The organism is Clostridium sp. KNHs205 (assembly GCF_000702945.1).
GTDB lineage: Bacteria > Bacillota > Clostridia > Lachnospirales > Lachnospiraceae > Anaerocolumna.
On record NZ_JNLE01000003.1, the window covers coordinates 3,260,175 to 3,277,827 of the forward strand.

Genomic DNA, 17,653 nt, shown 5'->3' on the forward strand with positions numbered 1-17,653 from the left:
CAAATTGTATTTGCAGTATTGGAGAATAAAATGAAACGGTTTAAAAAAATATATATTGAGATAACGAACCTGTGTAATCTGTCCTGTAGTTTCTGCCCTAAAACAAAGCGGAAGAGTACTTATATGTCTCAGGAGCATTTTGAAAGAATAATCGGTGAAATAACCCCGTTTACAGATTATGTCTATCTTCATGTGAAAGGAGAACCCCTGCTGCATCCGATGCTGGGCAGTTTTCTTTCCATATGCAGCAAACATGGATTAAAGGTTAACATTACAACTAATGGGACGCTTATAAAAAAGGCGCTCCCTGAATTAAGGGCTAAGGAAGCCTTAAGGCAGATAAATTTTTCTTTGCATAGTTTTGGAGGAGGTTATGAGGAAGAGGAAGCTTACAGTCCTAAAGAAGCTGGCAGTTCTAAAGAAGCTTGCAGTTCTAAAGAAGCTTGCAGTTCTAAAGAAGCTTGCAGTTCTAAAGAAGCTTGCAGTCCTAAAGACACTGGCAGTTCTAAAGAAGCTTGCAGTTCTAGAGAAGCTGGCAGTCCTAAAGATACTTGCAGTCCTAGAGAAGCTGGCAGTCCTAAAGAAGCTTGCAGTTCTAAAGAAGCTTGCAGTCCTAAAGATACTTGCAGTCCTAGAGAAGCTGGCAGTCCTAGAGAAACTGGCAGTCATAAAGATACTTACAGTTTTAAAGAATCTGGCAGGAGAGACAGATACCTGGAGGATATCCTTGAAGGAGCAGATGAATTGCTGTGTTCAACAGCAACCAATATATCGTACCGTTTCTGGAACATGGATAAAATAGAGGATACCCATAGGACACCACATAAGATTAATGCTACCGGTAAATACCTAAACAGCCTGGAAAAGGCTTACGGTTATAAGGGCAGCCTGAAAGAAGATGTGAAGCCTGGAAGGGGTATAAAGCTTTCAGAAAGAGTATATATCAGCAGAGATTATGAGTTTACCTGGCCTGCACTAACAGAAGAAGAGGACGATGGCTGTGGTTTCTGTTATGGATTAAGAACTCATGTGGGAATACTCTCAGACGGTACGGTTATCCCCTGTTGTCTTGACGGTGAAGGAGTAATAAGCCTGGGAAATATAATAACGACGCCCTTTACAGAGATTATTGACAGTCCAAGGGCAAAAGCTATCTATGACGGTTTTTCCGGCAGAAGAGCAGTAGAAGAACTATGCAGAAAATGTGGTTATCGTAAGAAATTCGGAAGTTTAAAATAGGTGAAAAGCAGCTGTCTCTTTGTTGAATTGAAACAGCTGCTTTTTATAATAGAGTTATTTTATTGGATTAAGAGCTTTATAAAAGTCCCCATCAAAGTTGAGAATATCTCGGATACTATCAAAGGGAATCTTAAATTCGGGGAAACCTGCTGCATATGGTGCAATATCATAGGGATAGAAATAGAGGTATAAATTCTTATCATCCAGATAGAAATATTGGTCGGCAGCAATAGCAGGATCTGCATCCTTAAAATAAATGGATTCTTCTTTTGCCGAATCTTCTTTTACTTTTTCGGCTACAATGTCACTTAGAACATCAGCATAGCTGCTGTCTGATTTAAATAAATCTGAAAGCTCATAGATCTTACCAGTGGTAAGGTCAATCGGGTAGTAATTTCTTATAGGCATTCCATGAGCAGCACCCATAGGATAGTCATAGCCGGTCTGATATATCAATAATATATTGTTGATAAGGCTGCCTTCGAAATTATCGTCTACAGTAAGATTATCCGCTTTGGTTAAATCCTTTCTGCCATCTACAAAAATCTTATAGAGCTCTTCATTGATTTGCTTCTCAACCTGGCTGTTAGTAAGACCTGTAAGGATGGGGTAATGTACAACTACATATTTATTTGATTTAAACTTCTCGGATTTTAAGGTTAGTGTATCATTTAATATAATATCATCTACTGTTTCATATAGGACCTTGCCTGCGGCAGTTTCATAACTAAAATCATTATCTATTTCAGCTTTTATTATATCGTCCTTAAGGGTCAGAGTACCTCTGCCTTGGAATTTAGGGAGAGTGGTAACAACCTTGCCATTGGTATCAATAAAATAAGTATAGTCGTCATCTGTTGCAGAAGCCACTCCATCACTGAAATTACTCAGGTCATAGTAGATATAATCCGTAAGCTGTTTTCCCTTGGCATCAAAAAGTGCATAGGGAGTTGTATAAGAGGAGGAATAATCTTCTATATCTGTTTTCTGCATCACAGCAAAGATATTTTCGCCCAGATAGAACAGATTTGAGTAGCCGGTGTAATTTTCTGAGACATTAACCGGAAGAGGAATCTTTTCACCCCTATAATTCATAGCTTCCATAATATTGCTTCCGGTGGTGTTATAAACGATGTAACCATCCCGGAAATCGGAGATATAGATATCATTTTCTTTTAATGTATAACTGTTTAGAACATTTCCTTCTGTATCAATCTGCTGAATCTGATTATCTGTATATACATAAGCTTTCCCATCTTCAAAGGGGGAGGCAGCATTGTAAACGGCAGGGAGTATTATTGTTCCAGTGGTATCAATATAACCCTCCAGTGATTTGTTGTCCTTATAGACTTCAAAAACCGCATATCCTTCCTGAAAAGCACCGATGGTATTGGTGGTTCTATAAATTACATTGCCCTGCCTGTCTATAATAATGTATTCATTGGTTTGGGAGTCATGGACTACAGCAACTCCATCACTAAAATCAGTGGCTTGGTCATACACAGGTTCAATGACGAATTTTCCGGTAGAGTCGATATAACCAAAGAGCTTATCATCATCTTTAAGTATATACGCGGGATAGAGAGTATCTATATTTTCATCAGCGGCGGCTTCCGTTGTCATATCTTTGGTCGCAATTTCTGTCTCTATGGTACTGTTACCGGTATTAACAGTAACCTGTTCGTTTGTCTGTTGTCTGCTGCAACCTCCGGCTGCCAGAACGATTAGCAGCAGAATTAAATAATTGGATTTTTTCATACAGCTTCTCCTTGTTGTCTCAATAAAACATTTGTTACAGAGCAAATCCTCCGTTGATGCACAGAGGACCCTCCCAGCTTAGTTATCTTATTTTATTATAACAGCACAGTACCAAGGTTTCAAATTAAGTTTCTGTGACGAAATCATTACATATTTGTCTTATATTATTACATTCCTGATTTGCGGTATTCACCAGGTGTACAGCCAAAAGTCCTGGAAAATGCCCTGTAAAAGGTCCTGGTACTGTCGAAACCGCAGCTAAGACCAATTTCAGTTACAGTAGTATCACTTTCCTGCAGAAACTTAAGTGCATGTCTGCTTCTCAATCCGTTAATATAATCCACCAGAGTACAGTCAAAATATTCATTGAAAATATGGGAAAACCGGCTTTTGCTGTAACCGAAATGAAGTGCAGTGTCTTTTAAGTTAACAGGTTTCAGATAATTCTCCTGAAGATAAATAAGAATTTCCTGAGCTAAAGAGATGGTTCTGTTGTTGGTTACCTCAGTTAATCCGCTTTCTTGAATCAGGAGTCCCATCAAAGCGTAGGAATACCCTTTACGAATAGAGGCGGTTATGGGGTCACCGTTGTCGGTATTATATTGACAGAGGCATTCAAATAAGTGCAGGAGTTCAGTTTTACCAGTAGAATTGCTGATAAGCGGGTTAATAAAAGTTTTACGTGAAAGCAGAGTTTTATAAGAGGGAATAGAATCCAGCGGAATAATAGCAATATATGCTTTTGAATACTCATCTGTGTCATAACTATGGATGTAATAACTGGGTACAATAAGAACATTATCCTTGTAAACGCTGTAAAGCTGGCCATTTAAGGTTACCTTCAATTCTCCTTCTGTGACATAAATAAGCTCTATACTGCTGTGAAAATGAGGCCAGAATTTGTTATTCACCGCTTCCCAACAGTTAAAGGCCTGTTTGCTGTCACGCATATATTCATAGGAGATACCATTACGATACCTATTGTTATCTGGTTGTTTTTTTACGACCATAGAAGCTCCTTTGCAGCATTATTTGACACAATGATACCATCATGTGACACGACATCTAACTAATAGCTTATTATAATGTATATGTACTGGAAAAACAAATAAAATATAAACAGCATTATCTGACATAACTTAAATTATAAGTAACTAGGAGGATTTGTTCTATGAAAAAGGGTTTACAGCTGTATACCATACGTGATTCCTACTCAAATGGAGAGGAATTAAAAGAAATATTGAAGAAGGTTAAAGAGCTTGGGTTTGAAGAACTGGAATTTGCAGGTTTTGCAGATCTTGAGGCAGAAGAGTTAAGAGATTATCTGAAGGAGATAGGATTAACTCCCATATCCAGTCACCAGAGCCTTGAAAACTTAAGTGTTAATCTGGAGGAAACCGTACGTTATCATAAAATCCTTGGAGTACCTTATATTGCATGCGCAATTGCCCCTACTTCTACAGCGGAGGAGATGGAAAATCTTCTTAAGATTCTTACAACTGCAAGAGAGGTAGTCAAAGAAAACGGCATGGAATTGCTTTACCATAATCATGCCCATGAATTTGTGAAGCTGCCGGATGGCAGGCTGCCCATCGAGCTGATAAGAGAAACCATCAGACTGGAACTGGACACTTTCTGGGTATTTCATGCCGGAACAGAACCCTGTGCATATATAAAAGAGCATGCCGGTGATATTGCTCTGATACATCTTAAAGATGGTGATTTTGAAGGGCATCCCCTTGCTTTAGGTGAAGGGTATAATAATATTAAAGGGATTGCTGCCATGGCCTCCGCTATAGGCTTAAATCAACTAATAATTGAAAATGATAATCCAAGTCCCGATGGACTCTCTGATATTGGAAGAAGTATTAACTATCTTAATAAGCTGTTAAATAATGAATTAAATAAAACAATAAAGAACGCAATAAATAAAGAAAGCAATATATAAAAGAAAACAATAAGTAATACAAAACAATATGTAAGACATCAACAATTGCATATTGAACTAACCAAGATATGGCTGCATTTGACCCGTAAATTTATAGTGGTAAGTGCAGTCATATTTTTCAGTCATCATAAACCCTGGTGATATATATGAAACACAAGTAAATAATTGACATTTGCTGGTAAATGCCATACAATTATAACAGATGATTCTTTTTATGATTTAGCTGGCAAAGGAGGTGATACAGATGGGAGATAAGAATCCAAAGAAGGCACCTAAGAAAAAGCAGTCTGCTGAGAAATCAGCTCCGCAGGCTACGTCATCAGCCGCTTCATCAAAAAAATCAAAGTAAGTATATTGGCTGCAGTTAACAAAAAAATACCGTCTTCTATTAAGAGTTCGTTTAATAGGGGACGGTATTTTTTGATAAGTATAAGAAAAGAAAGTGCTTATGTTAAGATCCAGATCAGTGTAAAGGAAATTAGAATCTGTATGATGGCAAACTTAAATACTACCTGTGTGTTTGACCAGCCAAGATTTTTTCTTACATGATCGTGAATAGGTGTAAGGGTGTTCTTTAAAATACGAACTTTAAGAAAGCGGATCAGGGATACCTTTATAAGACCAAGGCCGCCATCCAGTATCAGCATAAAAGCAGCAGGGATATAAAGGAGAGGGCTTCCGGTCTTTAAAGCAGCAACAGCTATGAAAAAGCCGAGGGCCCTGGAACCAGCATCACCCATCATCATAAGGCTTGGGGTAGCATTAAACCATAAATAGCTCATAATACAGGATACCATAATTAACAGCATATAAGTATCACCGGGATCCATTCCCATGATTCTGCCCAACCCATAAATGGTTAACAAGGTAATGACAGATAAAGTACCGGAAAGGCCGTCAACACCATCGGAGCAGTTTGTAACATTAATAGAAACAAAGATTAGGATGGTTGCCAGGATAACAAAGAGAACCGGATGTATGGTTACAGGGTTGTTTACAAAAGGTATTTCAAAGGTTGAGGAATTAAAATTAACATAGGTAATTGCAGTTGTAACGGCAATAGCCATATCCAGCAGACCTTTCTTTAATTCTCCCCAGGGATTTTTGGAGCAATCGTCCAGAAAACCGGTTAACATAGCTGCCAGTATCATGATAACATAGATAAGTTCTTCATTTGATATGGGAAGAAACAGGAGAGTCGAAATGGCAAATACCAGTATAAAAAGGAAGCCGGCACCTCTTGGCTTACCCTGTGAGAGTTTGCCGTCATGAGCGAAATCCCTGCCACCGTCTCTTGGCAGTATTCCGGTTCCGAATTTTAAGAGTATAAAGGTTGCAGCATAGGTAAATAGTATGCCGATTAATGCTATCATTCTATGGTCTAAGTTGGTATTTAATAGAGTAATCATTATGTTCTCCTATCATTTATTTTTTTGAAGGCGGTGTAGCTGAGGTTTTAATGTAATTTCTGTCATCACCAGTCCTTCTCTGCCTGTTATCATTAATTCCACAGCGTCTGCTACCTCTTCCGGTAAGAGGTAAGAATCCGTTGTATCCCCTTCCCTAAAGTTTGCATTACGGTAGAAGTTGCTTTTGGTCATATCCGGGTGAATGGTGCATACCTTTACACCATATTTTCTCACTTCATCAAAAAGGCTTCCGGAAAAGCTTGTTAAAGCCGCTTTGGTAGCACCGTAAGCACAGCCGTAAGTATTGCTGCCTCTGGCGGTTACAGAGGATATGTTAATAATAAAGCCTTTATGTTTTTTAAGGTCCCTCAGTAAGAGCTGGCTTAATAAAAGGGGGACTTCTACATTCACAGTTACCATTTCGTGAATCTTTTTAGGATTCAATTCCTCGTGGGGGCCAAAATAACCTACACCCGCATTGTTAACAAGCAGGCTTATCTCTTCCTCCTTTTTAATGGCAGTTATATGTTCTGTAAGAAGGGAAGTATTGGTAATATCACAGTTTACAGGAATAAAACTGCTGCCTTCAGGAGAGTCATTTTTAAATTCTCTGCCAAAGGCATATACTTTATACTCCTTCTCAAGAAGCATCCTGGATATGGCAAGGCCTATTCCTGAAGATGCACCGGTTACAATGGCTGTTTTCATGTGTTACTCCTTCCAGACATAAATATTATCTTCCTTTATCCATTTCGTCAATAAAAATAAGCAATAGGATAATATTTCCTCCGATTCCTCTGTTCTGTAGCTTAAGATTCCTTTCTCACTGGCATAAGGAAAATTCAGGATCAGAGACTCCTTATTCTGCTTTCTCATTACTTTCATAAAATCTGAGGGAACACGAAAACAGCCAAGGCTTACATCCAGGATATGCGCAGCAGGTATCCGCCGAAAAATCTCAGAAAACATTTCTTCGTATTCCTTTTGCCAGCCCGGTATCCGAAGCAGGGGATCAAAGCACAGCCGTACGGTGAAACCAAGTGAGATGGCTTTTTCAATAGCTGTCAGGCGGTTTGAAAAAGAAGGTGTGTTGTGCTCATAAGCCTTCTGAACGGCAGGCGGGGAAAGTGTCCAGGCAAGTATAAAATTATTCGATGGTATTAAGGTTTCAAGCTGGTTAACAGAAGCACTTTTGGTTCTGCATTCAATTGTAAGCTCTTTATTTGATACTGCAAACTCATTCCAGCACTTTACATAACCAAGCCAGGGCTCAAGGGCTAAGAGGTCAGTATCATAAGAAATGCACAGGTAGACCTTCTGTTTCTTTAGGAGTTTTCGTATTTCCTGAAAGGAATCCTTCAGATTAACGAACACTACCATATTGGCACTGGGGTACATGCCCTGCAGATAACAGTATTCGCAATCGTAAATACAGTTCATTACACCGGAGGTATAATAAAAGTTGTCATTTCCAAAATCCTGGCAGGCAGTAGAACCTTCATAGATACCGGTAGTGGGATTCACCGCCAGAATCAGGGAAGGTGTATTTTTCTGTTCTCTGTAGTTTTGCTGCCGCCGGTTAAATATATCTTTGTAATGGTCAATCATTACAATAGAAGCCTTTGGATAATGAGCAAGTATGGTTTCAGTAATTGGATAATTTAAAGCTTCTTTTTCTATATATATGTGAGAAAAAAACGAATTATAAAAGGTTTTTCTTAAAGTAGTCAAGGTATTTCTTCCCTTCTGCTTTACTTTTTACAGAACGAGGGATATTCTCCCTTAATATTTCTGTAAATGGGATGAATTCTCCCTTTAAAAGCTTATAATACCGAAGGTATTGTTTTAGTTCGTTGGTCATGGTAACGGACAATTTAAAGTCTGCTGACACAGCTGTAAGGTATTGCAGCTCATCTTCTGTGAATTCCGCAGGTCTGGCAGGCGTATTTTCCATAAGATGCTGTAACCAGTTTAATATGGTGCCTGCCTGTTCTTTGATTAAATGGCTTATGTCTTCAGAGGATATCAGCGGCAGCGCTGTCGATGCAGGACTTATATAGTCTGATACAAGTTTTAAAAAGAACATCCGGTTAAGTTTGAAAAAACAGGATACTGCCTGATAAAGAGCAGCGGATTCCATATCTGCAAAGCACATACTGCTTAAGCCGGTATTCATTAACGGTGGTGAAATGTCCTTAAAATAAGTATTTCCCTTTTCCCAGTTCATTATCTGATAGGAGCTGATAACCGTCCCTTCGGGAAAGGGATGGGGATAGAGAATATCAGGATAATAGGTATTACCGGAGGCGTGTTCAATTATTTTATTACACAAGACAGGTGTACCTAAGGGAATACGGTTCCTGTCTTTTCCTGTAACAGCTCCGCAGACACCGATATTTAAGAAATAATCCGCATCAGTAACAGGTTCTGTTGCAAGAAAAGCAGCAGATTTAATCGCAGCATTCATGGGACCGGTTCCGGTTATATATAATGCAGTGTCCTTGTTTCGAAAGACCTGGCAGTGGTTATAGGAAGTATCCTTCTTAAGTTCAAGATAATCTATAAATGGTTTTGCTTCACAATAAAGTGCAGCAGCAATAATAAGCATAGCAGTAAGGGCTATTTTGCAACATTTGCTGCAGTAACCCACTCCTTCCAAAATAATATTCAAATTATCTCTATTATGGGAAACTTTTACCTGCCTGTCAATGTATATTCTAATTTTTAAGAAAAAATATTGTAAGAATGAAGATTAATAGATATAATAAGGAAATATAAAAAAAATACGAAGGAATGAAGAATATGAGCTATGTTATGCCCGGTGAATGGAAAGAGCATGAGCGGACATTTATTGAATGGCCTGTTAAATCCTCTCTGGTGCACCCTGAGAATTATGAAGAGGTTGCAGGAGGCTACAGAGACGTTATAAAAGCAATCAGTGAGTTTGAACCGGTTACGGTTATTATAAATCCAGGAGAGAAGCATTCTTTTCTCAGTGAAATATCAGAATACGCAGAGCTGCTGGAAATTCCCCATAATGATGCCTGGTGCAGGGATAATGGACCGACTTTTGTATACAAAGACAGTAAGGTTCTGACTGCCATGAGCTGGAAGTTTAATGCCTGGGGAGAAAAGTATGGTTCCTATGACTTGGATGATAAAGTTGCAAGCCTTACTGCAAAGGCCTACGAGGTGCCAGTAGAAGAGGTGGAGCTGGTGCTGGAGGGTGGTTCTATCCATACGGATGGAGAAGGAACCCTTTTGACCACAGAGGAATGCCTCCTGAATAAAAACAGGAACCCTCATTTAACAAGAGCAGAAATTGAGGCAATTATTAAGCCAAGACTTGGAATCGAGAAAATAATATGGCTGAAAAACGGGTTATTCGGTGATGAAACGGACGGTCATGTAGATAATGCTGCCTGCTTTGCTAATCCTGGTACGGTTGTATTACAGATATGCGAAGATATGGAAGACCCTAATTATCAGATAACACAGGACAATCAAAAGACCCTGGAGGCAGAAGTGGATGCCAGGGGCAGAAAGCTTAAGCTGGTTACACTCCCACAACCTCCGGCAAGATATTATGAAGAGGAAAGGCTTACCTTAAGTTATATCAATTACTACATGGTAAACGGCGGTATTATATTACCTGTTTTTGGTGAGGATGCAGCAGATACTGATATGGAAGCAGAGAGAATATTAAAGGAGACCTTCCCGGATAGAATCATCCGGAAAGTGAATGGTATCCCATTGATTAAAGAAGGCGGTAATGTTCATTGCATTACCCAGCAGATGCCGGCTAGGTCTTAATGGGAGGCTGATAACTCATTCTTATTGTTCAATCGTCCAGACCAGCACAAGCAGTTATCAGATACACTTAAGGTAATGAAAAGAAGGAAAAGAGGTTTTTATGCGTAAAGTAACAGTTGCAGCTACCCAGATGAGCTGTACGGATAATATTGATATAAATATTGAGAAAGCAGACAGGCTTGTCAGAGAGGCAAAAGCAAAAGGAGCAGATATTATACTTCTTCAGGAGCTTTTCGAGACTCCCTATTTCTGTCAGAAAGAGAAACCGGAATACTATGAGTATGCCTTGGACTTAGATGCTAACAAAGCAGTAGAGCATTTTAGCCGTCTGGCAGCAGAACTGAAGGTAGTATTACCAATTAGTTTTTATGAAAAGAGCAACTATGCCAGATACAATTCTCTCGCTATGATTGATGCAGACGGTACAGTTCTTGGTGTATACCGAAAGAGCCATATTCCGGACGGACCGGGATACGAAGAAAAATATTATTTTAATCCTGGGGATACAGGTTTTCAGGTGTTTAATACGAAATATGGCAAGCTGGGAGCAGGCATCTGCTGGGATCAGTGGTTTCCGGAGGCCGCCAGATGTATGGTTTTAATGGGAGCAGAGATTCTTTTCTATCCCACAGCAATTGGTTCTGAACCGGAAAACAGAGACATTGATTCGAAGGGACACTGGCAGCGATGTATGATTGGTCATTCTGCCTGTAACCTGGTTCCGGTTATTGCTTCTAACCGTATCGGAGCAGAGAAAGCAGAGGATTCGGAAATCAACTTCTATGGGTCCTCCTTTATTACTAACGGTACAGGCGAGGTAATAGCAGAAGCTTCCAGAGATAAAGAAGAGATTCTGACAGCGGAGCTTGATTTGGAGGAAATGGAAAAGGCAAGAGTAGAATGGGGAATCTTTAGAGACAGAAGACCTGAATTATATAAAGCAATCCTTACCTATGACGGTAAAGTGAAATAGGCAACACATGGTTTAGATAGAAAGAGAAAAGAGGTGCGGTTATGCTTGTATCTGTTAAAAAACAAGAACTGCTTACAATAACAAGTGCCTTGGAGAATACATCTTATTTTGGTGGAGACCAGGAATGGTATGAAAAAAACTGGAACAGGGAAGCAGGCTGCGGACCTACCAGCGCAGCTAATATAACTGCTTATCTTGCAGCAGTTAATGAAAGTAGGAAAGACCTTTATCCTTATGACACCATGGAAAAGACGAATTTTGCAAAGCACATGGAAGAGATGTTTCAGTATGTGACCCCGGGAGTGATGGGAGTCAATCATGTAAATAAATTTACCGATGGTTTAGACCGTTATCTGAAAGAAAGGAAGATAAACTTAACGCCTAAGGTTTTTGAAGCTGATAAGAAGCCGAAAAAATTAAGAGAGGTTAAGGATATCATTGATTTTGTAAAGGAAGGCCTGGAGGCAGATTGTCCCCTGGCATTCTTAAATCTTTCAAGAGGTCAGGAAAAGAGTATCCAGGGATGGCATTGGATTACTATAACTGCGGCAGATATTACAGAAAACGGAATCAGGGCAACAGCCTCTGATGAAGGTAAAAAAATAGATTTCGATTTGGGACTGTGGTATCTTACCACCAAAATGCACGGTGGATTAATCTATTATAGTTAAAATCAAGGTATAAATAATATTGAAGGGACCTAAGCTTATGATATAAGCAGCGGTCTCTTTTTTTATGAAAGATTTATTGGATAATAGCTCTTACAGGTTTATATAATAATCCCTTAGCAAGGGTATTGACAAATGAAGGAGAAAGAGATATATTAAATATATTGAATACAATTAAATTAAACAAAATAAATATTCTTCAGGAGGTTAAGATGGGATTTTATGATTATTCTGCCGTTAAAATGGACGGTAAAGAGTATTCCATGGACGAATACAAAGGAAAGGTGGCTATTGTTGTAAATACTGCCAGTAAATGTGGCTTTACTCCACAGTTTAAGGATCTGGAGGAGCTGTATGAGAAGTATAAGGATGATGGGCTTGTTATACTAGGATTTCCCTGTAACCAGTTTGCCGGACAGGACCCGGGGAATAATGATCAGATCAATTCATTCTGTCAATTAAATTATGGTGTTTCATTTGATATGTATGAAAAAATAGATGTAAACGGAAGCAATACCCATCCTATCTATAAGTATTTGAAAAATGAAGCCAAAGGTACATTAGGCAACAATATAAAATGGAACTTTACAAAATTCCTTATTGACCAGGAGGGCCATGTGGTTGAAAGATATGCACCCACTGTAAATCCTGCCAAAATGGAAGAGAAGATAAAAGAACTGTTAAAGAAATAATTGATAGCAGTCCAACCGTCCCCTTAGTAACCAGCAGACAAGATTTAAAAAAGACTGTTTCACAGATTTAGAAACATCAAATCAATGATTTTATAATCAAGAAAGGAGCTATTATGGTACATGTATTAAATAATGAGAATTTTGAAAAGGAAGTTTTAAAGGATGATAAAGTTGTTCTGGTAGATCTCTATGCTGACTGGTGTGGACCATGTAAGATGTTAAGTCCTACAGTAGAAGCTATTGCTGAAGAGGAGAAGGAAGTAAAGGTAGGAAAGCTCAATGTTGATGAAAATTCCGATATTGCAGCAGAATACGGAGTCCGCTCCATTCCTACATTACTTATTTTTAAAAATGGTGAACTGAAGGAAAAATCCGTTGGAGTTCAGACTAAGGCACAAATTATAGAACTTCTAAAGAAAGCCGGCGAATAATTATAAGCGAAGAACAAATGCTGCTGTGGTGTTAAACTGCAGCAGCATTTTTAGGTTAAGAGGATATCTATTCTATTGTATAATAAATTCATATAGGGCAATTACGGGAAATGAAGGATAACGGTTGCAGCAGGGGGAGCTGATTATGTCAGAGTAGGTTAAGAGGTGGCTGTCAAATACTTTGGAAACTTCATTCTATTGCACTGGAAGAGATAAATATAATAGCATGAATAGTGCACAAAAAGGCGGCTGACATTTTGAATATGCAGCCGCCTTTATATTGTAAGCCTTTATAGTGTATAAAATAAAGATTAAGAAAGAGTCTGTGGTAGATTTCTATGCGCAGATCCGGTCAATATCATCCCCATTTAAAGATTCCTTATCCAGTAGTTCATTGGTTATGCTTTCTAAAACTGAAAGGTTGGCGGTTAATAATCCAAGAGCTTCGTTATATAATTGTTTCATCTGAAGACGGCATTTTTCCAGGAGTCCCTTATCAAGGGTATCGGCGAGGGCTGCCTGACTGAACATTCCCATATCTTCATCCATTCCGTAACGGCTCATATAATCATAAAGCAAAGAGGAGGCTTTTTCAATATCGTTACTGGCTCCGGTGGTAATTTCTTCTCTACCAAATATGATCTCTTCGGCTGCACGTCCTCCTAACAGGACCTTAATTTCTGCAAGTATCCCCTGCTTGGACTTAAATAAGGTATCTTTGGGTATGGACAGATTAAAGCCTCCGGCACCTTTTACACTTGGAATAATGGTTACTTTGGAGATATATTGGTCCGGCTTGATCAATTTCGTTACCAGTGCATGTCCCGCTTCATGGTAGGCAGTAATTTTCTTATCCTTTTCGGAAATATAACTTCTATCCATAATGGGCGCACCTGCAATAACAGTATAGAAAGCCCTGTCTATATGATCTCTGTTTATTACCTTCTGTTTTTCATTGGCTGCATTTATGGCTGCCTCGTTTAACAGATTTTCTAACATAGCGCCGCTAAAGTAAACTGTTGATTTCGCCAGGCCTTCCAGATCCACATCATCGGATATGGGCTTTTTACCGGCATACAGACTTAGAATTTTCTTTCTGGCATTAACATCCGGCAGACCGATTTCTATCTGCCTGTCAAAACGTCCTGGCCTAAGCAGGGCATCATCCAGGGTATCAAGTCTGTTGGTAGCACCTATGACTACAATTCCGCTGTTATCGTGAAAACCTGACATTTCTGTAAGCAGGGCATTTAAGGTCTGATCTCTCTCGTCATTGCTTGCAGAGAGGCTTCTGGCTCTTTTCTTTCCGATTGCATCAATTTCGTCAATAAAGATAACAGCTCTTTCACTTTTCTTTGCTTTGTTAAATAAGGAACGTACACGGCTGGCTCCAACACCTACATACATCTGTACGAAGTCAGAACCGCTCATGGCATAAAAGGGTACCCCGGCTTCTCCTGCAATAGCTTTAGCCATAAGAGTCTTACCGGTTCCGGGAGGTCCATACAAGAGGATACCTCTGGGCATACGGGCACCAACTTCATTATATTTATCTGGCTCTTTAATAAATGAAATAACATCCTCAACCATTAGTTTTGCTTCAGTATTTCCGGCAATCTGACTGAAAGTGACTTTAGGTGTATTTGCAGACTTTTTGGTGGCATCGGATATCAGCGGTTTATTATTGGTATTCTTTCGTATAGAAAAGAATATTACGCTTCCGACTGCAAGAAGAAATAAAACCTGAAGTGCTTTCACATAAATATTATCCTGTGTATAGTTTAACTTAACGTTATGCAGCAGGAGATATTCCGTAAAGTCTTCTGTCTTGGGATTGGGAACGGTATATCTTTCGAATTTGCTGTCCTTTAAAAATGCATGAAAATTGGGATTTTCCGTCGTTATTGTTACAGAAGCTACCTGTTCGTTCTCCACAGCCTCCAAAAAAGAGGGGTAGGACATATCTGTATTGCGGTAGCGTAAATTTGAGATTCCCAATGCACCTATACAGACCAGGATCAGTGCACCAAGGATGTACCAGTATATTTTCTTCATGAAATATCCTCCCTGAGATTTACGTTATTATTATAATAGACCTATCAAATTTGCAGAATTCAATAGTTTTATTATAAAGCAATATATACCATAAATCTACAAAATATTACTGGTAATTATGCAGGAATCTGGTAAATAGCTTCAGCTGCAAGGGAGAATAGCAGATTTAGGGCCTAATAGTGTATTTAAGGAATCAGAGGCATTATATTAGCATATTGATCAATCAGGCTGACCTCCACTAACATCAGCTTATCGGTCCTGTCATCAAAGCTTAAAGGCTCACCGTTAAGCAGCTTATAGGCCGTTTCGGTGCCTAATGCTCCCATTTCATAGGGTCTTTGAGCAATAGTACCTTGCATAAGCCCATCTTTTATGGCTGCTATGGCAGCTGTATCTCCGTCAAATCCAATTAAAATGATATCGCCAGTCTTACCGGCTTCTTTGATTGCATTAGCTGCTCCAATAGCCATTCGATCATTTTCGCTGAATACTACCGCCAGGTCGTCACCGTATTTGGCAAGGAGCTCTTTCATTGCATAATATCCCAGGTCTTCTCGGGAATCACCCCTTGGTTCGCCTACAACTGTGTAACCGCTGTCAGTTATAACTCTTTTAAAGGCATCACCTCTTAGATTAGCATACTCTGCTGTAGCCTCTGTTTTAATGATTGCTGCATTCTTACTGGCGTTGTTCTTATCCTGTAACAGTTTTAGAGCATACTCGGCAGCCAGGACCCCTCCGCCGTAGGAATCGGATACAATGAAAGCATCATAGGAGGCGTCATCTGTTCCGATATCAACGATTATTACAGGGATTCCTGCATTATTTGCCATTGCAGAAATAACAGGCATGGCATTGGGGTTAAAGGGTGAGATCACCAGGGCATCAATGCCTTGTGCTATCAGATCGGAGACACCGGATATCATTTCAGAGGTACTGCTATTCTGATTGTGAGTTATTACTTTTATTCCAAGTTCCTTTGCCTTTGCCAATACACCGTCTTCCATGGTCTGAAAGAACTCGTAGTCACTGTTATAAACAGACCAACCTATTGTGTAAGGAGAATCGGAGGCAGCTGTATTATGAGCAGGAGCCAGTGCCAACTGTTTTTCCAGATTAAAATGTTCATAGAGAACAAGGAACAGAAGAGTTGCTATAACAAGTAAGAGACCGTGAAGTATTTTTTTGACTGGATTCATGTTATCAAACCTTTTGCTGGTATATTATTTAATATATGCATCGGAAGCATGGGGCATTCGGCTAACCCCCATCTGGACTTAAAAAATAGTTTTGAAGGATTGACAAGCTTAAACTTGTGTTGTAAGATTAAAAACATAAATTGAATAAAACCTCACTATGGCAGTGAGGTAGAGGCGCGGACTTTAACAGTCTTAATCAGAGCAGAGGAGCTATGAGGATTAGGAGAAGGAAAGACCGCCGAAGCAGATATGTATCCTCAATGCATACTGCTGGGGCTGCAGTGAATAGCTGCAGGACTGTCTTATCGGCTACCCGGCTGATAAGTTGTGCTATCTCATTTGGGATTGTGGGGCTGTATTTAGAAGTCCTATTATATTTGTTTAGGACTTTTTTTAATGCATAGATTCTATGAATTCTATGAATTAAAGATTACGATATAAGTTAAACTAAAGATTTTGTTCGTGGTTTGGGTAGAATCATAAGGCAGTATTTTAACACACTCTGAGACATCAAAAATCGGTTTGAACTTATAAATACCCCGGAAAAGGGATAATAAAAGGAGAGATGGTTATGAGAAAGAGATGGATGGCTATGCTTGCTGTAACTTTGTCCGTTGTGACACTTTTCACAGCATGTGGAACCAAAAACAGTGGGGGAAGCGATTTGGCAGACGGCGAAGAGGTATTTCGTGTTGGTATGGAATGTGCATATGCACCTTTTAACTGGACACAATTAGATTCTTCAAACGGTGGTGTTGCAATTGATGGAGTCTCTGAATTTGCAGGTGGCTACGATGTTGAGATTGCAAAAAAGATTGCAGATGGCCTGGGCAAGAAACTCGTTATTGTAAAAACAGAATGGGATGGGCTTTTACCCGCTCTGACTTCCGGTAAGATCGATGCTATTATTGCCGGTATGTCACCTATTGCGGAGAGAAAAGAAGCAATTGATTTTACAGATAATTATTATAAATCCAATCTGGTTATGGTAGTTAAAAAAGGAAGTGCTTATGAAAATGCAACTTCCATCAAAGATTTTTCAGGAGCAAAAGTGACTGCTCAGTTAGGTACTTTCCACTACAATGTAATTGATCAGATTGAAGGTGTTAAAAAGGAAACTGCCATGGATAACTTCCCTTCCATGAGAGTTGCATTAGAATCTGGTATTATTGATGGTTATGTATCTGAGCGCCCGGAAGGTGTTAGTGCTTCCTCCGCTAATGAGAATTTTGTAATGGTGGAATTCACAGATGGTTTTGTCACCTCGGATGATGATACTGCAATTGCTGTTGGTGTAAAGAAAGGCAGTGATTTAACTACTAAAATAAATGAGATTCTTTCAGGAATTTCAGAAGAAGATCGAACAAGCATTATGGATAACGCTATAAAGAATCAGCCTGCTGCTAATTAATTACGGTCAGACTGTATATTTATCAGAGAAAAACCGGGTGTGATGTCTGCAGCCGGT

The 17,653-nt window shown here is 39.3% G+C and carries 17 protein-coding genes, 1 pseudogene and 1 riboswitch; of the genes and pseudogenes, 10 read left to right on the forward strand and 8 right to left on the reverse strand.

Going from position 1 to position 17,653, the window contains the following annotated elements; all coding sequences use genetic code 11:
- Positions 1-30 precede the first annotated feature (30 nt).
- The 3 genes and pseudogenes from BR73_RS28780 to BR73_RS28785 form a co-directional block, all read left to right on the forward strand.
- Positions 31-369: pseudogene (locus tag BR73_RS28780) on the forward strand (radical SAM protein); the annotation flags it as partial.
- A 4-nt stretch (positions 370-373) separates the two neighbouring features.
- A complete protein-coding gene (locus BR73_RS29135) occupies positions 374-802 on the forward strand; it encodes a hypothetical protein (RefSeq protein ID WP_197032704.1) in 429 nt (142 codons plus the stop codon).
- On the forward strand, positions 745-1,239 hold the full coding sequence (locus BR73_RS28785) for an SPASM domain-containing protein (RefSeq protein ID WP_242860726.1): 495 nt from the start codon (positions 745-747) through the stop codon (positions 1,237-1,239). The genes BR73_RS29135 and BR73_RS28785 overlap by 58 nt, the downstream gene beginning before the upstream one ends.
- A gap of 54 nt (positions 1,240-1,293) precedes the next feature.
- Here the strand turns inward: BR73_RS28785 and BR73_RS0113465 are convergent, their stop codons facing one another.
- Positions 1,294-2,997, reverse strand: a complete 1,704-nt coding sequence (locus BR73_RS0113465) for a WG repeat-containing protein (protein WP_033165950.1) — start codon at positions 2,995-2,997, stop codon at positions 1,294-1,296.
- 167 nt (positions 2,998-3,164) lie between these two features.
- Positions 3,165-4,007, reverse strand: coding sequence for an AraC family transcriptional regulator (locus tag BR73_RS0113470; RefSeq protein WP_033165951.1), 843 nt, complete (start codon positions 4,005-4,007; stop codon positions 3,165-3,167).
- 161 nt (positions 4,008-4,168) lie between these two features.
- Between BR73_RS0113470 and BR73_RS0113475 the strand changes: the two genes are divergently transcribed.
- Entirely contained in the window at positions 4,169-4,945 is a 777-nt protein-coding gene (locus tag BR73_RS0113475) for a sugar phosphate isomerase/epimerase (protein ID WP_033165952.1), read from the forward strand.
- A 446-nt stretch (positions 4,946-5,391) separates the two neighbouring features.
- On the opposite strand, the gene BR73_RS0113480 is transcribed toward BR73_RS0113475, so the two are convergent.
- The 4 genes from BR73_RS0113480 to BR73_RS0113495 are packed head-to-tail and all read right to left on the reverse strand — an operon-like array spanning position 5,392 to position 9,025.
- Positions 5,392-6,354, reverse strand: a complete 963-nt coding sequence (locus tag BR73_RS0113480; protein ID WP_033165953.1) for a phospho-N-acetylmuramoyl-pentapeptide-transferase — start codon at positions 6,352-6,354, stop codon at positions 5,392-5,394.
- A gap of 12 nt (positions 6,355-6,366) precedes the next feature.
- Positions 6,367-7,062 carry an SDR family oxidoreductase gene (locus tag BR73_RS0113485; RefSeq protein ID WP_033165954.1) on the reverse strand — a complete coding sequence of 232 codons (696 nt, stop codon included), beginning with the start codon at positions 7,060-7,062 and terminating at the stop codon, positions 6,367-6,369.
- A 3-nt stretch (positions 7,063-7,065) separates the two neighbouring features.
- The gene (locus BR73_RS0113490) at positions 7,066-8,085 is read right to left on the reverse strand and encodes a spore photoproduct lyase family protein (RefSeq protein WP_033165955.1); all 1,020 of its coding nucleotides are present in this window, start codon (positions 8,083-8,085) and stop codon (positions 7,066-7,068) included.
- A complete protein-coding gene (locus BR73_RS0113495) occupies positions 8,057-9,025 on the reverse strand; it encodes a hypothetical protein (RefSeq protein ID WP_033165956.1) in 969 nt (322 codons plus the stop codon). The genes BR73_RS0113490 and BR73_RS0113495 overlap by 29 nt, the downstream gene beginning before the upstream one ends.
- Positions 9,026-9,156: 131 nt before the next feature.
- On the opposite strand from BR73_RS0113495, the gene BR73_RS0113500 reads away from it, so the two are divergent.
- The 5 genes from BR73_RS0113500 to trxA all read left to right on the forward strand — a co-directional run bounded on the left by BR73_RS0113500 (position 9,157) and on the right by trxA (position 12,931).
- Positions 9,157-10,167 (forward strand): agmatine deiminase family protein, encoded by a 1,011-nt coding sequence (locus BR73_RS0113500; protein WP_347463433.1) that lies wholly within the window; start codon positions 9,157-9,159, stop codon positions 10,165-10,167.
- 100 nt (positions 10,168-10,267) lie between these two features.
- Entirely contained in the window at positions 10,268-11,140 is an 873-nt protein-coding gene (gene aguB / locus BR73_RS0113505) for an N-carbamoylputrescine amidase (RefSeq protein WP_033165958.1), read from the forward strand.
- A gap of 41 nt (positions 11,141-11,181) precedes the next feature.
- A complete protein-coding gene (locus BR73_RS0113510) occupies positions 11,182-11,811 on the forward strand; it encodes a hypothetical protein (protein WP_033165959.1) in 630 nt (209 codons plus the stop codon).
- Between the two features lie 209 nt (positions 11,812-12,020).
- The gene (locus BR73_RS0113515) at positions 12,021-12,500 is read left to right on the forward strand and encodes a glutathione peroxidase (RefSeq protein ID WP_033165960.1); all 480 of its coding nucleotides are present in this window, start codon (positions 12,021-12,023) and stop codon (positions 12,498-12,500) included.
- A gap of 113 nt (positions 12,501-12,613) precedes the next feature.
- Positions 12,614-12,931, forward strand: coding sequence for a thioredoxin (trxA, locus tag BR73_RS0113520; protein WP_033165961.1), 318 nt, complete (start codon positions 12,614-12,616; stop codon positions 12,929-12,931).
- A 336-nt stretch (positions 12,932-13,267) separates the two neighbouring features.
- On the opposite strand, the gene BR73_RS0113525 is transcribed toward trxA, so the two are convergent.
- Positions 13,268-14,986 carry an FtsH/Yme1/Tma family ATP-dependent metallopeptidase gene (locus BR73_RS0113525; protein WP_033165962.1) on the reverse strand — a complete coding sequence of 573 codons (1,719 nt, stop codon included), beginning with the start codon at positions 14,984-14,986 and terminating at the stop codon, positions 13,268-13,270.
- Positions 14,987-15,171: 185 nt separating this feature from the next.
- Positions 15,172-16,185 (reverse strand): substrate-binding domain-containing protein, encoded by a 1,014-nt coding sequence (locus BR73_RS0113530; protein ID WP_033165963.1) that lies wholly within the window; start codon positions 16,183-16,185, stop codon positions 15,172-15,174.
- A gap of 161 nt (positions 16,186-16,346) precedes the next feature.
- Positions 16,347-16,526, forward strand: a riboswitch (Lysine riboswitch).
- Positions 16,527-16,756: 230 nt separating this feature from the next.
- On the opposite strand from BR73_RS0113530, the gene BR73_RS0113535 reads away from it, so the two are divergent.
- Entirely contained in the window at positions 16,757-17,596 is an 840-nt protein-coding gene (locus BR73_RS0113535) for a transporter substrate-binding domain-containing protein (protein WP_033165964.1), read from the forward strand.
- Positions 17,597-17,653 lie beyond the last annotated feature (57 nt).

What these genes read in the sequence shown, in the direction of transcription:
- BR73_RS29135 (WP_197032704.1), top strand. Translation starts at nt 374, where the DNA reads ATGAGGAAGAGGAAGCTTACAGTCCTAAAGAAGCTGGCAGTTCTAAAG.
- BR73_RS0113465 (WP_033165950.1), bottom strand. Translation starts at nt 2,997, where the DNA reads ATGAAAAAATCCAATTATTTAATTCTGCTGCTAATCGTTCTGGCAGCC.
- BR73_RS0113470 (WP_033165951.1), bottom strand. Translation starts at nt 4,007, where the DNA reads ATGGTCGTAAAAAAACAACCAGATAACAATAGGTATCGTAATGGTATC.
- BR73_RS0113475 (WP_033165952.1), top strand. Translation starts at nt 4,169, where the DNA reads ATGAAAAAGGGTTTACAGCTGTATACCATACGTGATTCCTACTCAAAT.
- BR73_RS0113480 (WP_033165953.1), bottom strand. Translation starts at nt 6,354, where the DNA reads ATGATTACTCTATTAAATACCAACTTAGACCATAGAATGATAGCATTA.
- BR73_RS0113485 (WP_033165954.1), bottom strand. Translation starts at nt 7,062, where the DNA reads ATGAAAACAGCCATTGTAACCGGTGCATCTTCAGGAATAGGCCTTGCC.
- BR73_RS0113500 (WP_347463433.1), top strand. Translation starts at nt 9,157, where the DNA reads ATGAGCTATGTTATGCCCGGTGAATGGAAAGAGCATGAGCGGACATTT.
- aguB (WP_033165958.1), top strand. Translation starts at nt 10,268, where the DNA reads ATGCGTAAAGTAACAGTTGCAGCTACCCAGATGAGCTGTACGGATAAT.
- BR73_RS0113510 (WP_033165959.1), top strand. Translation starts at nt 11,182, where the DNA reads ATGCTTGTATCTGTTAAAAAACAAGAACTGCTTACAATAACAAGTGCC.
- BR73_RS0113515 (WP_033165960.1), top strand. Translation starts at nt 12,021, where the DNA reads ATGGGATTTTATGATTATTCTGCCGTTAAAATGGACGGTAAAGAGTAT.
- trxA (WP_033165961.1), top strand. Translation starts at nt 12,614, where the DNA reads ATGGTACATGTATTAAATAATGAGAATTTTGAAAAGGAAGTTTTAAAG.
- BR73_RS0113525 (WP_033165962.1), bottom strand. Translation starts at nt 14,986, where the DNA reads ATGAAGAAAATATACTGGTACATCCTTGGTGCACTGATCCTGGTCTGT.
- BR73_RS0113530 (WP_033165963.1), bottom strand. Translation starts at nt 16,185, where the DNA reads ATGAATCCAGTCAAAAAAATACTTCACGGTCTCTTACTTGTTATAGCA.
- BR73_RS0113535 (WP_033165964.1), top strand. Translation starts at nt 16,757, where the DNA reads ATGAGAAAGAGATGGATGGCTATGCTTGCTGTAACTTTGTCCGTTGTG.